Origin of the sequence: Streptomyces sp. NPDC092045 (assembly GCF_044756005.1) — a bacterium.
Lineage (GTDB): Bacteria > Actinomycetota > Actinomycetes > Streptomycetales > Streptomycetaceae > Streptomyces.
On sequence record NZ_JBIVSC010000002.1, the window covers coordinates 17,962 to 34,195 of the forward strand.

13 protein-coding genes and 1 tRNA gene are annotated in these 16,234 nt (G+C 71.0%); 9 read left to right on the top strand and 5 right to left on the bottom strand.

Annotated features, from left to right (window positions below; translation table 11 throughout):
* Positions 1 to 7: 7 nt before the first annotated feature.
* The 7 genes from ACIQKA_RS06870 (at position 8) to ACIQKA_RS06900 (ending at position 7,793) form a co-directional block, all read left to right on the top strand.
* Positions 8 to 511, top strand: a complete 504-nt coding sequence (locus ACIQKA_RS06870) for a PaaI family thioesterase (RefSeq protein WP_383431999.1) — start codon at positions 8 to 10, stop codon at positions 509 to 511.
* A gap of 533 nt (positions 512 to 1,044) precedes the next feature.
* Positions 1,045 to 1,425 carry a hypothetical protein gene (locus ACIQKA_RS06875; protein WP_383149082.1) on the top strand — a complete coding sequence of 127 codons (381 nt, stop codon included), beginning with the start codon at positions 1,045 to 1,047 and terminating at the stop codon, positions 1,423 to 1,425.
* A 507-nt stretch (positions 1,426 to 1,932) separates the two neighbouring features.
* Positions 1,933 to 3,177 (top strand): branched-chain amino acid ABC transporter substrate-binding protein, encoded by a 1,245-nt coding sequence (locus ACIQKA_RS06880; protein WP_383149084.1) that lies wholly within the window; start codon positions 1,933 to 1,935, stop codon positions 3,175 to 3,177.
* Positions 3,178 to 3,303: 126 nt separating this feature from the next.
* The gene (locus ACIQKA_RS06885; protein WP_366376632.1) at positions 3,304 to 4,236 is read left to right on the top strand and encodes a branched-chain amino acid ABC transporter permease; all 933 of its coding nucleotides are present in this window, start codon (positions 3,304 to 3,306) and stop codon (positions 4,234 to 4,236) included.
* Positions 4,237 to 4,241: 5 nt separating this feature from the next.
* The gene (locus ACIQKA_RS06890) at positions 4,242 to 5,975 is read left to right on the top strand and encodes a branched-chain amino acid ABC transporter permease (RefSeq protein WP_383149218.1); all 1,734 of its coding nucleotides are present in this window, start codon (positions 4,242 to 4,244) and stop codon (positions 5,973 to 5,975) included.
* A 4-nt stretch (positions 5,976 to 5,979) separates the two neighbouring features.
* Entirely contained in the window at positions 5,980 to 7,080 is a 1,101-nt protein-coding gene (locus ACIQKA_RS06895) for an ABC transporter ATP-binding protein (RefSeq protein WP_383149085.1), read from the top strand.
* A complete protein-coding gene (locus tag ACIQKA_RS06900; RefSeq protein WP_383149087.1) occupies positions 7,077 to 7,793 on the top strand; it encodes an ABC transporter ATP-binding protein in 717 nt (238 codons plus the stop codon). The genes ACIQKA_RS06895 and ACIQKA_RS06900 overlap by 4 nt, the downstream gene beginning before the upstream one ends.
* Before the next feature lie 80 nt (positions 7,794 to 7,873).
* Here the strand turns inward: ACIQKA_RS06900 and ACIQKA_RS06905 are convergent, their stop codons facing one another.
* Positions 7,874 to 8,533 (bottom strand): response regulator, encoded by a 660-nt coding sequence (locus ACIQKA_RS06905; RefSeq protein ID WP_366376624.1) that lies wholly within the window; start codon positions 8,531 to 8,533, stop codon positions 7,874 to 7,876.
* Positions 8,534 to 8,633: 100 nt separating this feature from the next.
* Here ACIQKA_RS06905 and ACIQKA_RS06910 point away from each other — a divergent pair.
* Positions 8,634 to 8,706: transfer RNA gene (locus ACIQKA_RS06910), tRNA-Leu, on the top strand.
* Positions 8,707 to 8,852: 146 nt separating this feature from the next.
* Here ACIQKA_RS06910 and ACIQKA_RS06915 read toward each other — a convergent pair.
* Both ACIQKA_RS06915 and pyk read right to left on the bottom strand, forming a co-directional pair.
* On the bottom strand, positions 8,853 to 9,614 hold the full coding sequence (locus ACIQKA_RS06915; RefSeq protein WP_402540270.1) for an isocitrate lyase/phosphoenolpyruvate mutase family protein: 762 nt from the start codon (positions 9,612 to 9,614) through the stop codon (positions 8,853 to 8,855).
* Between the two features lie 47 nt (positions 9,615 to 9,661).
* The gene (gene pyk / locus ACIQKA_RS06920; RefSeq protein WP_383149091.1) at positions 9,662 to 11,089 is read right to left on the bottom strand and encodes a pyruvate kinase; all 1,428 of its coding nucleotides are present in this window, start codon (positions 11,087 to 11,089) and stop codon (positions 9,662 to 9,664) included.
* A 283-nt stretch (positions 11,090 to 11,372) separates the two neighbouring features.
* Between pyk and ACIQKA_RS06925 the strand changes: the two genes are divergently transcribed.
* Positions 11,373 to 13,181, top strand: coding sequence for a 5'-nucleotidase C-terminal domain-containing protein (locus ACIQKA_RS06925; RefSeq protein WP_402540272.1), 1,809 nt, complete (start codon positions 11,373 to 11,375; stop codon positions 13,179 to 13,181).
* Positions 13,182 to 13,187: 6 nt separating this feature from the next.
* Here ACIQKA_RS06925 and ACIQKA_RS06930 read toward each other — a convergent pair whose 3' ends face one another.
* Together ACIQKA_RS06930 and ACIQKA_RS06935 are read right to left on the bottom strand one after the other, a co-directional pair.
* Positions 13,188 to 14,639: a lysine N(6)-hydroxylase/L-ornithine N(5)-oxygenase family protein gene (locus ACIQKA_RS06930; RefSeq protein ID WP_383431991.1), complete on the bottom strand. Its 1,452-nt coding sequence runs from the start codon at positions 14,637 to 14,639 to the stop codon at positions 13,188 to 13,190.
* On the bottom strand, positions 14,636 to 16,021 hold the full coding sequence (locus tag ACIQKA_RS06935; protein WP_391093078.1) for an aminotransferase class V-fold PLP-dependent enzyme: 1,386 nt from the start codon (positions 16,019 to 16,021) through the stop codon (positions 14,636 to 14,638). The genes ACIQKA_RS06930 and ACIQKA_RS06935 overlap by 4 nt, the downstream gene beginning before the upstream one ends.
* Between the last annotated feature and the right edge of the window lie 213 nt (positions 16,022 to 16,234).

Genomic DNA, 16,234 nt, shown 5'->3' on the forward strand with positions numbered 1-16,234 from the left:
CCGGGCCATGGGTGAACAGCAGCACGTGAAGTTCCCGCAGGAGGTCATCGACGAGTACGCGGCGCTCGGCGTCGACCTCCCGGCCCTCTTCTCGGCGGGGCACCTCGGCAACCGGATGGGCGTGCAGATCCTGGAGGCCTCGGCCGAGCGGGTCGTCGGCACCATGCCGGTGGAGGGCAACACGCAGCCGTACGGGCTGCTGCACGGCGGGGCGTCGGCGGTCCTCGCCGAGACGCTGGGCTCCGTGGGCTCGATGCTGCACGGCGGGGTCTCCCGGATCGCCGTCGGCGTCGACCTCAACTGCACCCACCACCGCGGGGTCCGCAGCGGCCTGGTGACCGGCGTGGCGACCCCGGTGCACCGCGGGCGCTCCACCGCCACCTACGAGATCGTGATCACCGACGAGCAGGACCGGCGGGTCTGCTCGGCCCGGCTGACCTGCCTGCTGCGCGAGGTCACCCCCAAGGACGCGGAGAACGTCCCGGGCGCGGAGACGGACGCGAGCGCCTGAGACCCGCGCGAGGGGGCCGGCCGAACGGCTCCCGGACCCGGACGTCGTGAACGGGACCGGACGGTGTGAACAGGACCGGGCCGCGCGAACGAGACCGGGCCGCGCGAACGGGACCGGCGTCGGGCGATCCGGCAGGGGCGGGTCCGACGAGGCCCGCGCGGGCCGGAGCGGACCGGTCCGGCGCGGACGAGGTCCCGTGCGGACGAGCCCCGCGGGGGCGGTGCGAGGAGGCACCGCCCCCGCCGGCGTTTCCGCGCCAACTCCCTTTCCCCCGGCACCCCTTGCCCCTCGCGGCCCGAGGCGCTTCACTGGCGGGCCTCCCCACGGGGAGGAACCGACCCGCCCGTCCGCCCGCGCACCCGCCGAGGGGCCCCCATGACCGCCGCACAGTCCGCCGCACGACCCGCCTCCGCCCCAACTTCCCCCGGACTCACCACAGTCACACCCGACACGCCCTGTCACACCGCCGATGTCGCATACCGGCCGCGAGCGGTCGCCGGCCGCCCGTTCCCGAAGCCGCGGGTCCGGCTCCCTTGAGGCGCCGGCGATCCGGCACCGCGAGGTCCGCGTTCGCCGCGGCCCTGACCGCCTGCGCGCTGGCCCTGACGGGCGCCTGCGGGGCGCCGGAGGAGTCCGCCCCTCCCGCCAGGACCCCCGCGGACATCTGCGCGGACCTCGTGTCGTACTGGGTGGAGGAGGCCCTGAAGGGCAGCTCGTGGGCGGGTCTGGACTGGGAGCAGAAGGGCCTCTCCAACGAGCAGTACGAGATCCACGACGAGGTCCTGGTGGCGGCCCGGGCGGAGGAGCGGCGGGCGGGGCGCGCGGCCGCCTCCGCCTTCGCCGACCGGGAGTCGCGGCGGCGTTGCGAGGAGGCGGGGGGCGCGACGGGGAGTTCGGAGAACTGGCGCCCGTGACCGCCGGCGCCGCCCGGACGGCCCGGCCCGGAACGCCGACCGAACGATCCCGGCCAGCACCTTCGTAACCCTGCGTAACGTTCGCGCAATGTTCCGGCGGGGCGTCCCGGACGGCTCCTCCGTCCGCTCACGGAAAGACCGCTGTCCGATATCCGGAGACCCCTCGAAGGGGCCCGTCAGGAGCATGATCCGCCCAAGCCCCTTAGCGGAACTGGGGATTCTCACTATGTGAACACCGCGCTACCGACCGATACGCCCCGATTCGCCCACCCGATGCACACGGCATCCGCCCGTCGGCATAACAAGACAGTCACATCATGTCCTCGGCGCTCCCCGACCCTCCCCACCTGCGCTTAGAGTCACGGCCAGTCACCGCGCCGCCGGGCGCTTCCACTGCACGGCCCCGCTCGAACCAGTACGGCCCGGCATCGAAAACGGCACCTCTAGCTACACAGCTTCACGGCACCGCCTCAGCTCGAGGGGGCCGCGCCAGGGAAAGGATTCTTCGTGCGACACCGTTCACTCCTCATCCTCACCAGTGTGCTCACCACCGGAGCGCTCACCCTCACCGCCTGCGGTTCGCGCGACGACAAGGGCGGCTCCGGCGACGGAAACGGTGGCGGTGGCAGCACCACGACCGTCGTCATCGGCGTCGACGCCCCCCTGACCGGCTCCCTCTCCGCCCTCGGCCAGGGCATCAAGAACTCCGTGGACCTCGCGGTCAAGACCGCGAACAAGAACAACGAGGTTCCCGGCGTCACCTTCAAGGTCGAGGCCCTGGACGACCAGGCCGTCCCCGCCTCCGGCCAGGCCAACGCCACCAAGCTGGTCGGCAACAAGGACGTCCTCGGCGTCGTCGGCCCCCTGAACTCCGGCGTCTCCCAGCAGATGCAGGGCGTCTTCGCCGCCGCCAAGCTGGCCCAGATCTCCCCCGCCAACACCAACCCGGCGCTCAGCCAGGGCGACAACTGGGGCAAGGGCGAGTTCAAGCGCCCCTTCCCCACCTACTTCCGCACCGCCGCCACCGACGTGGTCCAGGGCAAGTTCGCCGCCCAGTACCTCTTCAAGGACGCCGGCAAGAAGAAGGTCTACGTCGTCGACGACAAGCAGACCTACGGCGCCGGCCTCGCCGCGATCTTCAGCGACGAGTTCAAGCGCCTCGGCGGCCAGGTCGTCGGCACCGACCACGTCACCGTCAAGGAGACCGACTTCTCGGCCACCGCCGACAAGGTCAAGTCCTCCGGCGCCGACTCCGTCTACTTCGGCGGCCAGTACCCCGAGGGCGGCCTGCTCTCCGACCAGATCAAGAAGACCGGCGCCAAGATCCCCGTCATGGGCGGCGACGGCATCTACGACCCCGCCTTCATCAGCGCCTCCGCCGAGGCCAACGACGGCGACCTCGCCACCTCCATCGGCTACCCGGTCGAGAAGCTCGACACCGCCAAGAAGTTCATCGCGGACTACAACGCCGGCGGCTACAAGGACCCCTACGCGGCCTACGGCGGCTACTCCTACGACGCCGGCTGGGCCGTCGTCCAGGCCGTCAAGGCCGTCGTCGCCGCCAACGACGGCAAGCTCCCCTCCGACGCCCGCGCCAAGGTCACCGAAGCCCTGGGCAAGGTCTCCTTCGACGGCGTGACCGGCAAGGTCTCCTTCGACGAGTTCGGCGACACCACCAACAAGCAGCTCACGGTCTACAAGGTCGAGGGCGGCAAGTGGATCGACGTCAAGAGCGACACGTTCAACCAGTAATCCCGTAGGACAGCAGCACCACCCCGGCCCCGGCCGGAACCCCGCACCACCCGACCCAAGCCGCGCGAGGGCGCAAACAGCGCCCTCGCGCGGAGTCTTATCCGACAAGCTCATCGGAGGCCTGCGGTGCACGAACTGCCGCAACAGCTGGCCAACGGCCTGGCCCTCGGTGCCCTCTATGGCCTCATCGCCATCGGGTACACCATGGTCTACGGCATCGTCCAGCTCATCAACTTCGCCCACGGCGAGATCTTCATGATCGGGGGCTTCGGTGCCCTCACCACCTACACCGCTCTTCCGAGCGGAACGTCCCTGCTGGTGGCGATACCGCTCATGATCGTCGGTGGCGCGATAGCCTCCGTGGCCGTCGCCACCGCCGCCGAGCGCTTCGCCTACCGCCCCCTGCGCGGCGCCCCCAGGCTGGCACCCCTCATCACCGCGATCGGCCTGTCCATCGCCCTCCAGCAACTGGTCTGGCAGTTCTACCCGGACGCCAAGAAGGCCGTCAGCTTCCCCGAGTTCAAGGGCGAGGCCTTCCAGATCGCCGGGAACCTGTCGATCCAGCGCGCCGACGCCTTCGTCCTCGCCCTCGCCCCCCTGTGCATGCTCGCCCTCGGCGTCTTCGTCTCCAAGAGCCGCAGCGGCCGCGCCATGCAGGCCACCGCGCAGGACCCCGACACCGCCAAGCTGATGGGCATCAACACCGACCGCATCATCGTCATGGCCTTCGCCATCGGTGCCGCGTTCGCCGCCGTCGCCGCCGTCGCCTACGGCGTCGACAAGGGCCAGATCAACTTCGAGATGGGCTTCATCCTCGGCCTCAAGGCGTTCACCGCGGCCGTCCTCGGCGGCATCGGCAACATCTACGGCGCCATGGTCGGCGGCGTCGTCCTCGGCATCGCCGAATCCCTCTCGATCGCCTACATCGAGGACGTCCCCGGCATGCAGCAGCTCGGCGGCGGCGCCTGGGCCAACGTGTGGGCCTTCGTCCTCCTCATCCTCGTACTCCTCGTGCGGCCCCAGGGCCTGCTCGGCGAACGCGTCGCGGACAGGGCGTGAGCACCATGACCGAAAACCTGCCCAAGAACCCGGCCGCACCGAAGTCCACCGCACTGCTGTGGACCGTCGTCGCCGGCAGCACCGCCACCCTCGCCAGCACCTTCCTCGCCTGGACGTGGACCACCGCCTTCCCCGGCAACCTCACCGTCTACGGCTACCCGGCCGAACTCCAGCTCCTCACCCTCGTCGGAGCCGTCCTCACCGCCGCCCACGCGCTCTCCGCGCTCGGCGTCAAGGGCCTCGGCTGGCTCACCCCGACCGGCGCCCGCAAGGCCACCTGGATCCTGGCCCTCGGCACCTTCGCCACCACCCTCTTCACCGCGCTCGCGATCGTCGTCGAACTCGGTGCCCTGGTCGACCTGGAGCCCGGAGCCGGCATCGCCGTCCTCGCCTCCGCCGTCCCCGCGATCGCCGCGTACAAGATCCCCGACGACACCCGCAAGGCCGCCCCGGCCAAGGAGCTCCCCTCCTGGGCCGAGATCCTGCTCATCGTCGCCGTCTTCGCGATCGGCCTCTTCGTCGTCACCTTCGGCATCGACACCGACGACTCCGAGCCCCAGCTCTTCATCGCCTTCCTGATCCTCGTCGGCTTCACCGCCACGGCCCTGATCAAGTCCGGCCTCATCGCCCGCATCTCCGCGATCACCGCCCGGAACCGCCAGGTCACCGTCACAGCGAGCCTCGTCGCCGCGATCGCCTTCCCCTTCATCCAGCAGAGCGGCGACACCTACACCCTCATCGCGGTCAACATCCTCATCTTCGCGACCGTCGCCCTCGGCCTGAACATCGTCGTCGGCCTCGCCGGCCTCCTCGACCTCGGCTACGTCGCCTTCCTCGGCGTCGGCGCCTACACCGCCGCCCTCGTCTCCGGCGCCACCTCCTCCGCCTTCGGCGTCCAGTTCCCCTTCTGGGCCTCGGCGCTCACCGGCATGGCCGCCTCCCTGGTCTTCGGCGTGGTCATCGGCGCACCCACCCTGCGCCTGCGCGGCGACTACCTCGCCATCGTCACCCTCGGCTTCGGAGAGATCTTCCGCATCGCCATGGGCAACCTCGACGGCACCTCCGGGCCGAAGGTCACCAACGGCCCCAACGGCATCCCGAACATCCCCCAGCTGGAGTTCTTCGGGTACAACTTCGGCGAGTCCCACACCGTCCTCGGTGTCGAGCTCGGCGCCTACGCCAACTACTACCTGCTGATGATCCTGGTCATGGCCCTGGTCATCATCGTCTTCTCCCGCGCCGCCAACAGCCGCATCGGCCGCGCCTGGGTCGCCATCCGCGAGGACGAGACCGCCGCCACCGCCATGGGCATCAACGGCTTCCGCGTCAAGCTCGTCGCCTTCGCCCTCGGCGCCGCCCTCGCCGGCCTCGCCGGCACCGTCCAGGCCCACGTCAACACCACGGTCGTCCCCGAGAACTACGTCTTCGCCGGCCCCGTGCCGCCGAACTCCGCGTTCCTCCTCGCCGCCGTCATCCTCGGCGGCATGGGCACCATCAACGGCCCCATCCTGGGCTCCGCGCTCCTCTTCCTGATCCCGGCCAAGCTGCAGTTCCTCCAGGACTACCAGCTCCTCGGCTTCGGCATCGCGCTGATCCTCCTCATGCGCTTCCGCCCCGAGGGCCTGATCGCCAACAAGCGCGCGAAGCTGGAATTCCACGAGAACGACGAGCAGCCCGCCGTACCCGAACCACGACCCTCCGAGGAGTCGGGCATCGGCACGGCGAAGGCGGGGGCGTGACGCCATGACCACCATCACCAAGGACACCGCCACGGCCGCCACCGTCCTCGACGCCAGCGGGGTGACCATGCGCTTCGGCGGCCTCACCGCCGTCCGCGACGTGAACCTCACCGTCCGCGAGGGCGAGATCGTCGGACTCATCGGCCCCAACGGCGCCGGCAAGACGACCTTCTTCAACTGCCTCACCGGCCTGTACGTCCCCACCGAGGGACAGGTCAGCTACAAGGGGACCGTCCTCCCCCCGAAGCCCCACCTGGTCACCCAGGCCGGCATCGCCCGCACCTTCCAGAACATCCGTCTCTTCTCCAACATGACGGTCCTGGAGAACGTCCTCGTCGGCCGGCACACCCGGACCAAGGAGGGCCTCTGGTCCGCGCTCCTGCGCGGCCCCGGCTTCAAGAAGGCCGAAACCGCCTCCCGGGACCGGGCCATGGAGCTCCTGGAGTTCGTCGGCCTCGCCCACAAGGCCGAACACCTCGCCCGGAACCTGCCCTACGGCGAGCAGCGCAAGCTGGAGATCGCCCGCGCCCTCGCCAGCGACCCCGGCCTGCTCCTCCTCGACGAGCCCACCGCCGGCATGAACCAGAGCGAGACCCGCACCACCGAGGAACTCGTCTTCGCCATCCGCGACCTGGGCATCGCCGTCCTGGTCATCGAGCACGACATGAAGTTCATCTTCAAGCTGTGCGACCGGGTCGCCGTCCTCGTCCAGGGCGAGAAGCTCGTCGAGGGCACCTCCGAGGTGGTCCAGAACGACGAGCGCGTCGTCGCCGCCTACCTGGGCACCCCGTACGAGGGCGCGCCCGGCGCGGAGGAGGCCGCCGAGGTCGAGGCCGCCGAGGCCCACGCCCACGGCACCGCGGTCCCGGCCCCGGCGCCGGTCCCGGCCGTTGAGACGGACGCGGACACGACCGCCGGAGCGGGCACGGACGCGGAAGCGGACGACGCGGGCACGGACACGGACGACGCGGCCCCGGCCGACACGGACCCGGCGACCGGCACGGACGCCGGCAACGGTCCCTCCGCCGCACCGGACGACGCGGGCACCCCCGCCGCGACCGGTACCGGCGACGCGAACGGCACCACCGAAGGAGACTCCAAGTGACCGCGCTTCTGGAGGTCGAGGACCTCAGGGTCGCCTACGGCAAGATCGAGGCCGTCAAGGGCATCTCCTTCTCCGTCGAGGCGGGCCAGGTCGTCGCCCTCATCGGCACCAACGGCGCCGGCAAGACCACGACCCTGCGCACCCTCTCGGGCCTCATCAAGCCCACCGCGGGCAGGATCTCCTTCGACGGCCAGGAGCTCAACGGCATCCCGGCCCACAAGGTCGTCTCGCTCGGCCTCGCCCACTCCCCCGAAGGGCGCCACATCTTCCCCCGGCTCTCCATCGAGGAGAACCTGCGGCTCGGCGCCTTCCTCCGCAAGGACAAGGGCGGCATCGAGCGGGACATCCACAAGTCCTACGACCTCTTCCCCATCCTGGGCGAACGTCGCAAGCAGGCCGCGGGAACCCTCTCCGGCGGCGAGCAGCAGATGCTGGCGATGGGCCGGGCCCTCATGTCCGAGCCCAAGCTCCTCATGCTGGACGAGCCCTCCATGGGTCTGTCGCCGATCATGATGCAGAAGATCATGGAGACGATCGCGACCCTGAAGTCCGAGGGCATGACGATCCTGCTCATCGAGCAGAACGCGCAGGCCGCCCTCTCCCTCGCGGACCACGGGTACGTCCTGGAGGTCGGCACCATCAAGCTGTCCGGCACCGGACAGGACCTCCTCGTCAACGACGACGTCCGCAAGACGTACCTCGGCGAGGACTGACCTCCCCGTACGTACGGAAGCCGAAGGCCCGCCCCCACAACGCCGTGGGGACGGGCCTTCTTCCGTGCGTACGGAGCCGCTCACTGCTCCTTGTTCTTGGCCGCCTTCTTCTCCTCGGCGTCCTCGATGACCGCCTCGGCGACCTGCTGCATCGACATGCGGCGGTCCATCGACGTCTTCTGGATCCAGCGGAACGCGGCGGGCTCCGTCAGGCCGTACTGCGTCTGCAGGACCGACTTGGCCCGGTCCACCAGCTTCCGGGTCTCCAGGCGCTGCGAGAGGTCCGCGACCTCCTTCTCCAGCGCCCGCAGCTCGGCGAACCGGGAGACGGCCATCTCGATGGCCGGCACCACGTCGCTCTTGCTGAACGGCTTCACGAGGTACGCCATGGCACCGGCGTCCCGGGCCCGCTCGACCAGTTCGCGCTGCGAGAAGGCGGTGAGCATGAGGACGGGGGCGATGGACTCGCCGGCGATCTTCTCGGCGGCGGAGATGCCGTCGAGGACGGGCATCTTCACGTCGAGGATGACGAGGTCGGGGCGGTGCTCGCGGGCAAGTTCGACGGCCCTGGCGCCGTCCCCGGCCTCGCCGACGACCGTGTAGCCCTCTTCTTCGAGCATCTCTTTGAGGTCGAGGCGGATCAGGGCCTCGTCCTCGGCGATGACGACGCGGGTCGTCAGCGGCGGAACGTGCGGCGCCTCGGCGTCGTCGGCGGGCTGGGGCGACTCGGGGGCGGTCACGGGGGCTCCTCGTTGCAGGGCAGGTACTGCTACATGAGCCTACCTAGGTCCTGTATGTTTGAGGCACAGCAGGTTGCCAATGACCTTCGTTTCGAAGGATGCCCCGGTAGCCCAGCGGAAGAGGCAGTGGTCTCAAACACCATACAGCGTGGGTTCGAATCCCACCCGGGGCACTTCCCCTTCGATTCCAAGGACTCCAAGGGCGCTGTTGATCTTCGCTCGCCACGGCGAGCACCCCCTTCGAGTCCCGCCGTGCGGGCCCGCTACGTCTCCGTCGCCCGTAAGGCCTCCGCCCCGCTCATGGGCCCGCACGCACGGGCTAGGGCGCCCAGGGCTTCAGTACGTCCTTCATCGTGTCCGTGAGGGCGAACTGGAGCAGCGGGCCGTAGGTGACGCGGCCGACGCCGAGGCGGCGGAAGCGGGCCAGGTCGTGCTGGACGGGGTGGGCCGTGGAGTTGACGGGGACGGTGACCGCGCCGACGACCGCCGCGAGGAGGTCGTCGTCGTCCTGGATGCCCACCGGGTAGACGCTGTCGGCGCCGGCCCGCTCCATGGCGCGCAGCCGGTCGATCGCCCGGTCGAGGACGGCGGCGGGGTCGTCCGCGTGCAGGAAGAGGTCGGTGCGGCCGTTGATCCAGAGGGGGACGCCCGCGGCGTCGGCCGCCGCGCGCAGATCGGCGATGTAGCCCGCGTGTTCCTGGGTGTCGCGCACGCGTCCGCCGTCCGAGTGGACGGTGTCCTCCAGGTTGAGGCCGGCGCCGCCGGCCTCGACGAGTCCGGCGACGAGGTCGGCGGGCTTCCGTCCGTAGCCGGCTTCGAGGTCGACGGAGACGGGGACGTCGACCGCGGCGACGATCGGCCGGACGGCGGCGAGCACTTCTTCGAAGGTCTGGCCCTCGTTGTCGTCGGCTCCCCGGGAGTCGGCGAGGGGGTGGCTGCCGATGGTCAGGGCGGGGAATCCGGCGTCGGCCGCCGTCCGCGCGGACCAGACGTCCCAGACGGTCGGCAGCACGAGGGGCTTGTGGTCGGCGTGCAGTTGCTTGAGGCGCCGGGCGCGCTCGGCGGTGGTGCGAAGATCCATACCGAGGACGCTACCCCCGAAGTGCCGCGAACAACGTGAGGCCGGGGTTATGTCAGGGGTTCTCCGATGTGGTGGACCCGGACGAGGTTGGTGGAGCCGGCGACGCCGGGCGGGGAGCCGGCGGTGATGACCACGATGTCGCCCTCGGCACAGCGGCCGATGCGCAGGAGTTCCTCGTCGACCTGGGCGACCATGGCGTCGGTGGAGTCGACGTGGGGGCCGAGGAAGGTTTCGACGCCCCAGGTGAGGTTGAGCTGGGAGCGGGTGGCGGGGTCGGGGGTGAAGGCGAGGAGGGGGATCGGGGAGCGGTAGCGGGAGAGGCGTTTGACGGTGTCGCCGGACTGGGTGAAGGCGACGAGGAACTTGGCGCCGAGGAAGTCGCCCATCTCGGCGGCGGCGCGGGCGACGGCGCCGCCCTGGGTGCGGGGCTTGTTGCGTTCGGTGAGCGGGGGGAGGCCCTTGGCGAGGACGTCCTCCTCGGCGGCTTCGACGATGCGGCTCATGGTGCGGACGGTCTCGACGGGGAAGCGGCCGACGCTGGTCTCGCCGGAGAGCATGACGGCGTCGGTGCCGTCGATGACGGCGTTGGCGACGTCGGAGGCCTCGGCGCGGGTGGGCCGGGAGTTGTCGATCATGGAGTCGAGCATCTGGGTGGCGACGATGACCGGTTTGGCGTTGCGCTTGGCGAGCTTGATGGCGCGCTTCTGGACGATCGGGACCTGTTCGAGAGGCATTTCGACGCCGAGGTCGCCGCGGGCGACCATGATGCCGTCGAAGGCGGCGACGATCTCGTCGATGTTGTCGACGGCCTGGGGCTTCTCGATCTTGGCGATGACGGGGAGGCGGCGGCCTTCCTCGTCCATGACGCGGTGGACGTCGTCGATGTCGCGGGCGCTGCGGACGAAGGAGAGGGCGATGACGTCGGCGCCGGTGCGGAGGGCCCAGCGGAGGTCTTCGATGTCCTTGTCGGAGAGGGCGGGGACGGAGACGGAGACGCCGGGGAGGTTGAGGCCCTTGTGGTCGGAGACCATGCCGCCCTCGATGACGCGGGTGCGGACGCGGGGTCCGTCGACGGCGGTGACTTCGAGGGTGACGCGGCCGTCGTCGACGAGGATGCGTTCGCCGGTGGTGACGTCGTCGGCGAGGCCGGAGTAGGTGGTGCCGCAGGTGTGGCGGTCGCCCTCGACGTGTTCGACGGTGATGGTGAACTCGTCGCCGCGTTCAAGGAGTACGGGGCCTTCGCGGAAGCGGCCGAGGCGGATCTTCGGGCCTTGAAGGTCGGCGAGGACCCCGACGCTGCGGCCGGTCTCGTCGGAGGCTTTGCGGACGCGCTGGTAGCGCTCCTCGTGTTCGGCGTAGGTGCCGTGGCTGAGGTTGAGGCGGGCGACGTCCATTCCGGCCTCGATCAATGCCTTGATCTGGTCGTATGTTTCGGTGGCGGGCCCAAGGGTACAAACGATTTTCGCTCGGCGCATGGGACGAGCCTAGGGCTTACCCATGAGTAGTGAATCGGCCCGGCATGACTGCTCAACGACCTTTCCGTGAAAGGTCGTTGACAAGACTTGAATCTGTGCGGCGGGGCGCTCCGATGAGCGTTTTCCGGCCCCTTTCCGGGTCTTTCCGGGCGGCTCCGCGACGCGTGTACGTCGAACACTTTTCCACTCCGTAACCCGCGGGGCCTGTCGCGGGCGGTCCTCCTGGGCCAGAATCTACGCGCGTTGTGCACCTGAGCGACGCCACTGAACCGAGGAGAAGCACATGCCGTTGAACCGCCGGACGTTCCTGGAGGGCTCCGTGGCCGTCGGGGCCGGGGCCGCCCTCACCGCCGGGACCGTCGCCCCCGCCGAGGCCCACGGACCCGGGCACGGGCACCGTCCGAAGCCGGCCGGGCGGTACTCCTTCACCGTCATGGGGACGACCGATCTGCACGGGAACGTCTTCAACTGGGACTACTTCACGGACAAGGAGTTCGACGACAAGGCGCACAACGACGTCGGCCTCGCGAAGATCTCCACGCTGGTCGAGCGGGTGCGGAAGGAGAAGGGGCGGCGCAACACCCTCCTCATCGACGCCGGTGACACCATCCAGGGCACCCAGCTGTCGTACTACTACGCCAAGGTCGACCCGATCACCGTGCGGCGCGGTCCGGTGCACCCGATGGCGCAGGCGATGAACGCCATCGGCTACGACGCCGCCGCGCTCGGCAACCACGAGTTCAACTACGGCATCCCGGTGCTGCGCAAGTTCGAGGAGCAGTGCGACTTCCCGCTGCTGGGCGCCAACGCGCTCGACGCGAAGACGCTGCGGCCGGCGTTCGCGCCGTACAGCATGCACCGGCTGCGGACGCCGTGCGGCCGGGACGTGAAGGTGGCCGTGCTGGGGCTGACCAACCCGGGGATCGCGATCTGGGACAAGGCGAACGTGGGCGGGAAGATGGTCTTCCCGGGGCTGGAGGAGCAGGCGGCGAAGTGGGTGCCGAAGCTGCGGTCGATGGGTGCGGACGTGGTGGTGGTCTCGGCGCACTCCGGCTCCAGCGGCACGTCCTCGTACGGTGACCAGCTGCCGTACGTGGAGAACGCGGCGGGGCTCGTGGCCGAGCAGGTGCCGGGCATCGACGCGATCCTCGTGGGACACGCGCACACCGAGATCCCCGAGTACCGGGTCGCGAACAAGAGGACCGGCCAGGAGGTCGTGCTCTCCGAGCCGCTGAAGTGGGGCCAGCGGCTCACGCTGTTCGACTTCGACCTGGTGTGGGAGCGGGGCCGCTGGACGGTCGAGAAGGTGGGCGCGCAGGTCCTGAACTCCAACACGGTGGAGGAGGACCGGAAGATCGTGCGGCTGCTCTCGGACGAGCACCGGAAGGTGGTCGCGTACGTCAACCAGGTCATCGGCACCTCGGTCTCGGCGATGACCACGGCGGACGCCCCGTGGAAGGACGAGCCGATCATCGACCTGATCAACGTGGTGCAGACGGAGACGGTGAGGGCGGCGCTCGCGGGTGGCGCGTACGCGGGTCTGCCGGTGCTCTCGCAGGCGTCCTGCTTCTCCCGTACGGCCCGGATCCCGGCCGGTCAGGTGACGATCAAGGACGCGGCGGGGCTGTACCCGTTCGAGAACACGCTTGAGGCGCGGCTGCTCACGGGTGCCCAGCTGAAGGACTACCTGGAGTTCTCGGCGCGGTACTACGTGCGGACCCCGGCGGGGGCTCCGGTGGACACGGCGAAGCTGACGAACGCGGACGGCACGCCGGACTACAACTACGACGCGGTGTCGGGCCTGACGTACGAGATCGACGTCGCGAAGGAGGCCGGGTCGCGGATCGTGAACCTGGCCTTCGAGGGGAGGCCGCTGGATCCGGCGGCGAAGTTCGTGCTCGCGGTGAACAACTACCGGGCGAGCGGCGGCGGCGCGTTCCCGCACGTGGCGAACGCGCAGCAGGTGTGGGCGGACTCGGACGAGATCCGGAACACGATCATCCAGTGGGTGCGGGCGAAGGGGACGGTCGACCCGGGGCAGTTCGCGTCGGTGGACTGGAGGCTGACCCGGGACGGCGTGCCGGTGTTCTAGCCGGTCCTAGACGTTCCGCGCGAGAGGCGTCAGCTTCCGGCCCTGGGCCGGGATGCCGGGCGCCTCTCGTGTTTCCAGGCCGAAGCTGGTGAAGGCGGTGCGGCGCGGGAGGGGGTAGGGCTCCTTGCCGGTGACGGCGTTGAGGATGGTGGCGCTGCGCCAGGCGGCGAGGCCGAGGTCGGGGGCGCCGACGCCGTGGGTGTGGCGTTCGGCGTTCTGGACGTGGACGGCGCCGGTGACGGAGGGGTCGAGGACGAGGCGGTGGTGCTCGTCGATGCGGGGGCGGCCGGCGGAGTCGTGGCGCACGTAGGGGTCGAGGCCGGTGAGGATGCGGTCGAGGGGGCGTTCGCGGTAGCCGGTGGCGAGGACGACGGCGTCGGTGGTGAGGCGGGTGCGGGCGGACTGCTGGACGTGTTCGAGGTGGAGTTCGACGCGGGTGGTGGCGACGCGGCCGGCGGTGCGGACGCGGACGCCGGGGGTGAGGACGGCGTCGGGCCAGCCGCCGTGGAGGGTGCGACGGTAGAGCTCGTCGTGGATGGCGGTGATGGTGGCGTCGTCGATGCCCTTGTGGAGCTGCCACTGGCGGGGGACGAGGTCGTCGCGGACCTGTTCGGGGAGGGCGTGGAAGTAGCGGGTGTAGTCGGGGGTGAAGTGTTCGAGGCCGAGTTTGGAGTACTCCATGGGGGCGAAGGCCTCGGTGCGGGTGAGCCAGTGGATGCCCTCGGCTCCGGCGGGGCGGGCGCGGAGGAGGTCGAGGAAGATCTCGGCGCCGGACTGGCCCGAGCCGACGACGGTGACGTGGCCGGCGGCGAGGAGGGTCTCGCGGTGGGCGAGGTAGTCGGCGGAGTGGAGGACGGGGACGCCGGGGGCGTCGGCGAGGGGGCGGAGGGGTTCGGGGACGTACGGTTCGGTGCCGACGCCGAGGACGACGTTGCGGGTGTGGGCGCGGCCGAGGGCTTCGGTTTCGCCGTCGGGGTCGATCTGGGTGTAGTCGACCTCGAAGAGGCGGCGTTCGGGGTTCCAGCGGACGGAGTCGACCTGGTGGCCGAAGTGGAGGCCGGGGAGGCGTTCGCTGACCCAGCGGCAGTAGGCGTCGTATTCGGCGCGCTGGATGTGGAACTTCTCGGCGAAGTAGAAGGGGAAGAGGCGTTCGCGGCTCTTCAGGTAGTTGAGGAAGGTCCAGGGGCTGGCGGGGTCGGCGAGGGTGACGAGGTCGGCGAGGAAGGGGACCTGGAGGGTGGCGCCGTCGATGAGGAGTCCGGGGTGCCAGTGGAAGGCGGGGCGCTGTTCGTAGAAGGCGGTGGAGAGGCCGCCCGGGACGCCGTGGGCGAGGGCGGCGAGGGAGAGGTTGAAGGGGCCGATGCCGATGCCGACGAGGTCGTGGGGGTGGTCGGGGTCCGGTGTGTGCGGGGGGTGGTGGGGCCGGTCGGTGTCCTGTTCGGGGGTGTTGCCGGTCATCGGTGCGCGCTGCCTTCCACGAGGGTGATGAGCTGGTCCAGGTCGCCGGGGGTGGCGTGGGGGTTGAGGAGGGTGGCCTTGAGCCAGAGGCGGCCGTCGGCGCGGGCCCGGCCGAGGACCGCCCGGCCGCCGGTGAGGAGGGTGCGGCGGACGGCGGCGACGGCGGTGTCGTCGGCGTCGTGGGGCCGGAAGAGGACGGTGGTGAGGGTGGGGCGGGCGCGCAGGTGGAGGCCGGGGGTCTTCTCGACGCGGTCGGCGAGGTCCTGGGCGAGGTCCATGCAGGTGTCGACGAGGGCGCCGAGTCCGGTGCGGCCGAGGGCGCGGAGGGTGACGGCGGCCTTGAGGACGTCGGGGCGGCGGGTGGTGCGGGGGGAGCGGCCGAGGAGGTCGGGGAGGCCGGCGTCGGTGTCGTCGTCGGCGTTGAGGTAGTCGGCGGTGTGGGCGAGGGGGGTGAGGTCGGTGGTGTCGCGGACGGCGAGGAGTCCGGCGGCGGCGGGCTGCCAGCCGAGTTTGTGGAGGTCGACGGTGACGGTGCGGGCGCGGTCGAGGCCGTCGAGGAGCCGGCGGTGGGTGCGGCTGAAGAGGAGGGGGCCGCCGTAGGCGGCGTCGACGTGGAGGTCGGCGCGGTGGGTGGCGCAGACGTCGGCGATCTCGGGCAGCGGGTCGATCAGGCCTTCGTCGGTGGTGCCGGCGGAGGCGGCGACGAGGAGCGGGCCGGGTGTGGCGGCGAGGGCGGTGCGGAGGGCGGCGGGGTCGAGGGTGCCGCGGGGGGTGGGGACGACGACGGGGGCGGGGAGGCCGAGGAGCCAGGCGGCGCGGCGGAAGGAGTGGTGGGCGTTGGCGCCGACGACGGTGCGGAGGGGGCCTTTCCCGGTGTGGCGTTCCCGGCCGAGGAGGAGGGCGAGTTGGTTGGACTCGGTGCCGCCGGTGGTGACGAGGGCGTCGGGGCGGGGTGCGCGGGGGTGGATCTCGGCGGCGAGGGCGGCGGTGACCAGGGTTTCGAGGGCGGAGGCGGCGGGGGCCTGGTCCCAGGAGTCCATGGAGGGGTTGAGCGCGGAGGCGGCCAGGTCGGCGGCGGCGGCGAGGGCGAGGGGCGGGGTGTGGAGGTGGGCGGCGCAGAGCGGGTCGGCGGGGTCGGCGGCGCCGGCGGCGAGGGCGTGGACGAGGGTGCGGAGGGCTTCGTCGGGGCCGGTGCCGGTCTCGGGGAGTACGGCTCCGAGTGCCGCCGTGCGGTGGGCGACGGCGTCGGGTCCTCCGGCGGGGAGGGGGCCGCCGCGTTCCTCGGCTCCGGTGCGCAGGGCTTCGAGGACGGTGCCCAGGAGGGGCCGCAGGGCGTCGGCGCCGGGGGCGCCTCCGGCGAGGGGTGGGGGTGCGGCACGCATGGACGACAGGGTGCCGGGGGGTGCCGGGGTTTGTCCGGAGAGTGCGGTGGTGTGACCCGAACGGGGGACACGGAGTGGTGTTTCGGGGGCGGGTGGTGGGGGGGGCGGGGGGGCCCCCCCCCCGCCCCCCCAACGCACCAACAACTCCCGGCGGGGCGCGTGACGCAGAGAGGAGCTCGGTCGGCCCCGGGCCCGGCGACGAGGGGGGTGGGG

Coding starts and splice junctions, on each gene's coding strand:
- pyk (WP_383149091.1), bottom strand. CDS start 11,089: ATGCGCCGAGCGAAAATCGTTTGTACCCTTGGGCCCGCCACCGAAACA.
- ACIQKA_RS06930 (WP_383431991.1), bottom strand. CDS start 14,639: ATGACCGGCAACACCCCCGAACAGGACACCGACCGGCCCCACCACCCC.
- ACIQKA_RS06935 (WP_391093078.1), bottom strand. CDS start 16,021: ATGCGTGCCGCACCCCCACCCCTCGCCGGAGGCGCCCCCGGCGCCGAC.
- ACIQKA_RS06890 (WP_383149218.1), top strand. CDS start 4,242: ATGACCGAAAACCTGCCCAAGAACCCGGCCGCACCGAAGTCCACCGCA.
- ACIQKA_RS06870 (WP_383431999.1), top strand. CDS start 8: ATGGGTGAACAGCAGCACGTGAAGTTCCCGCAGGAGGTCATCGACGAG.
- ACIQKA_RS06895 (WP_383149085.1), top strand. CDS start 5,980: ATGACCACCATCACCAAGGACACCGCCACGGCCGCCACCGTCCTCGAC.
- ACIQKA_RS06925 (WP_402540272.1), top strand. CDS start 11,373: ATGCCGTTGAACCGCCGGACGTTCCTGGAGGGCTCCGTGGCCGTCGGG.
- ACIQKA_RS06915 (WP_402540270.1), bottom strand. CDS start 9,614: ATGGATCTTCGCACCACCGCCGAGCGCGCCCGGCGCCTCAAGCAACTG.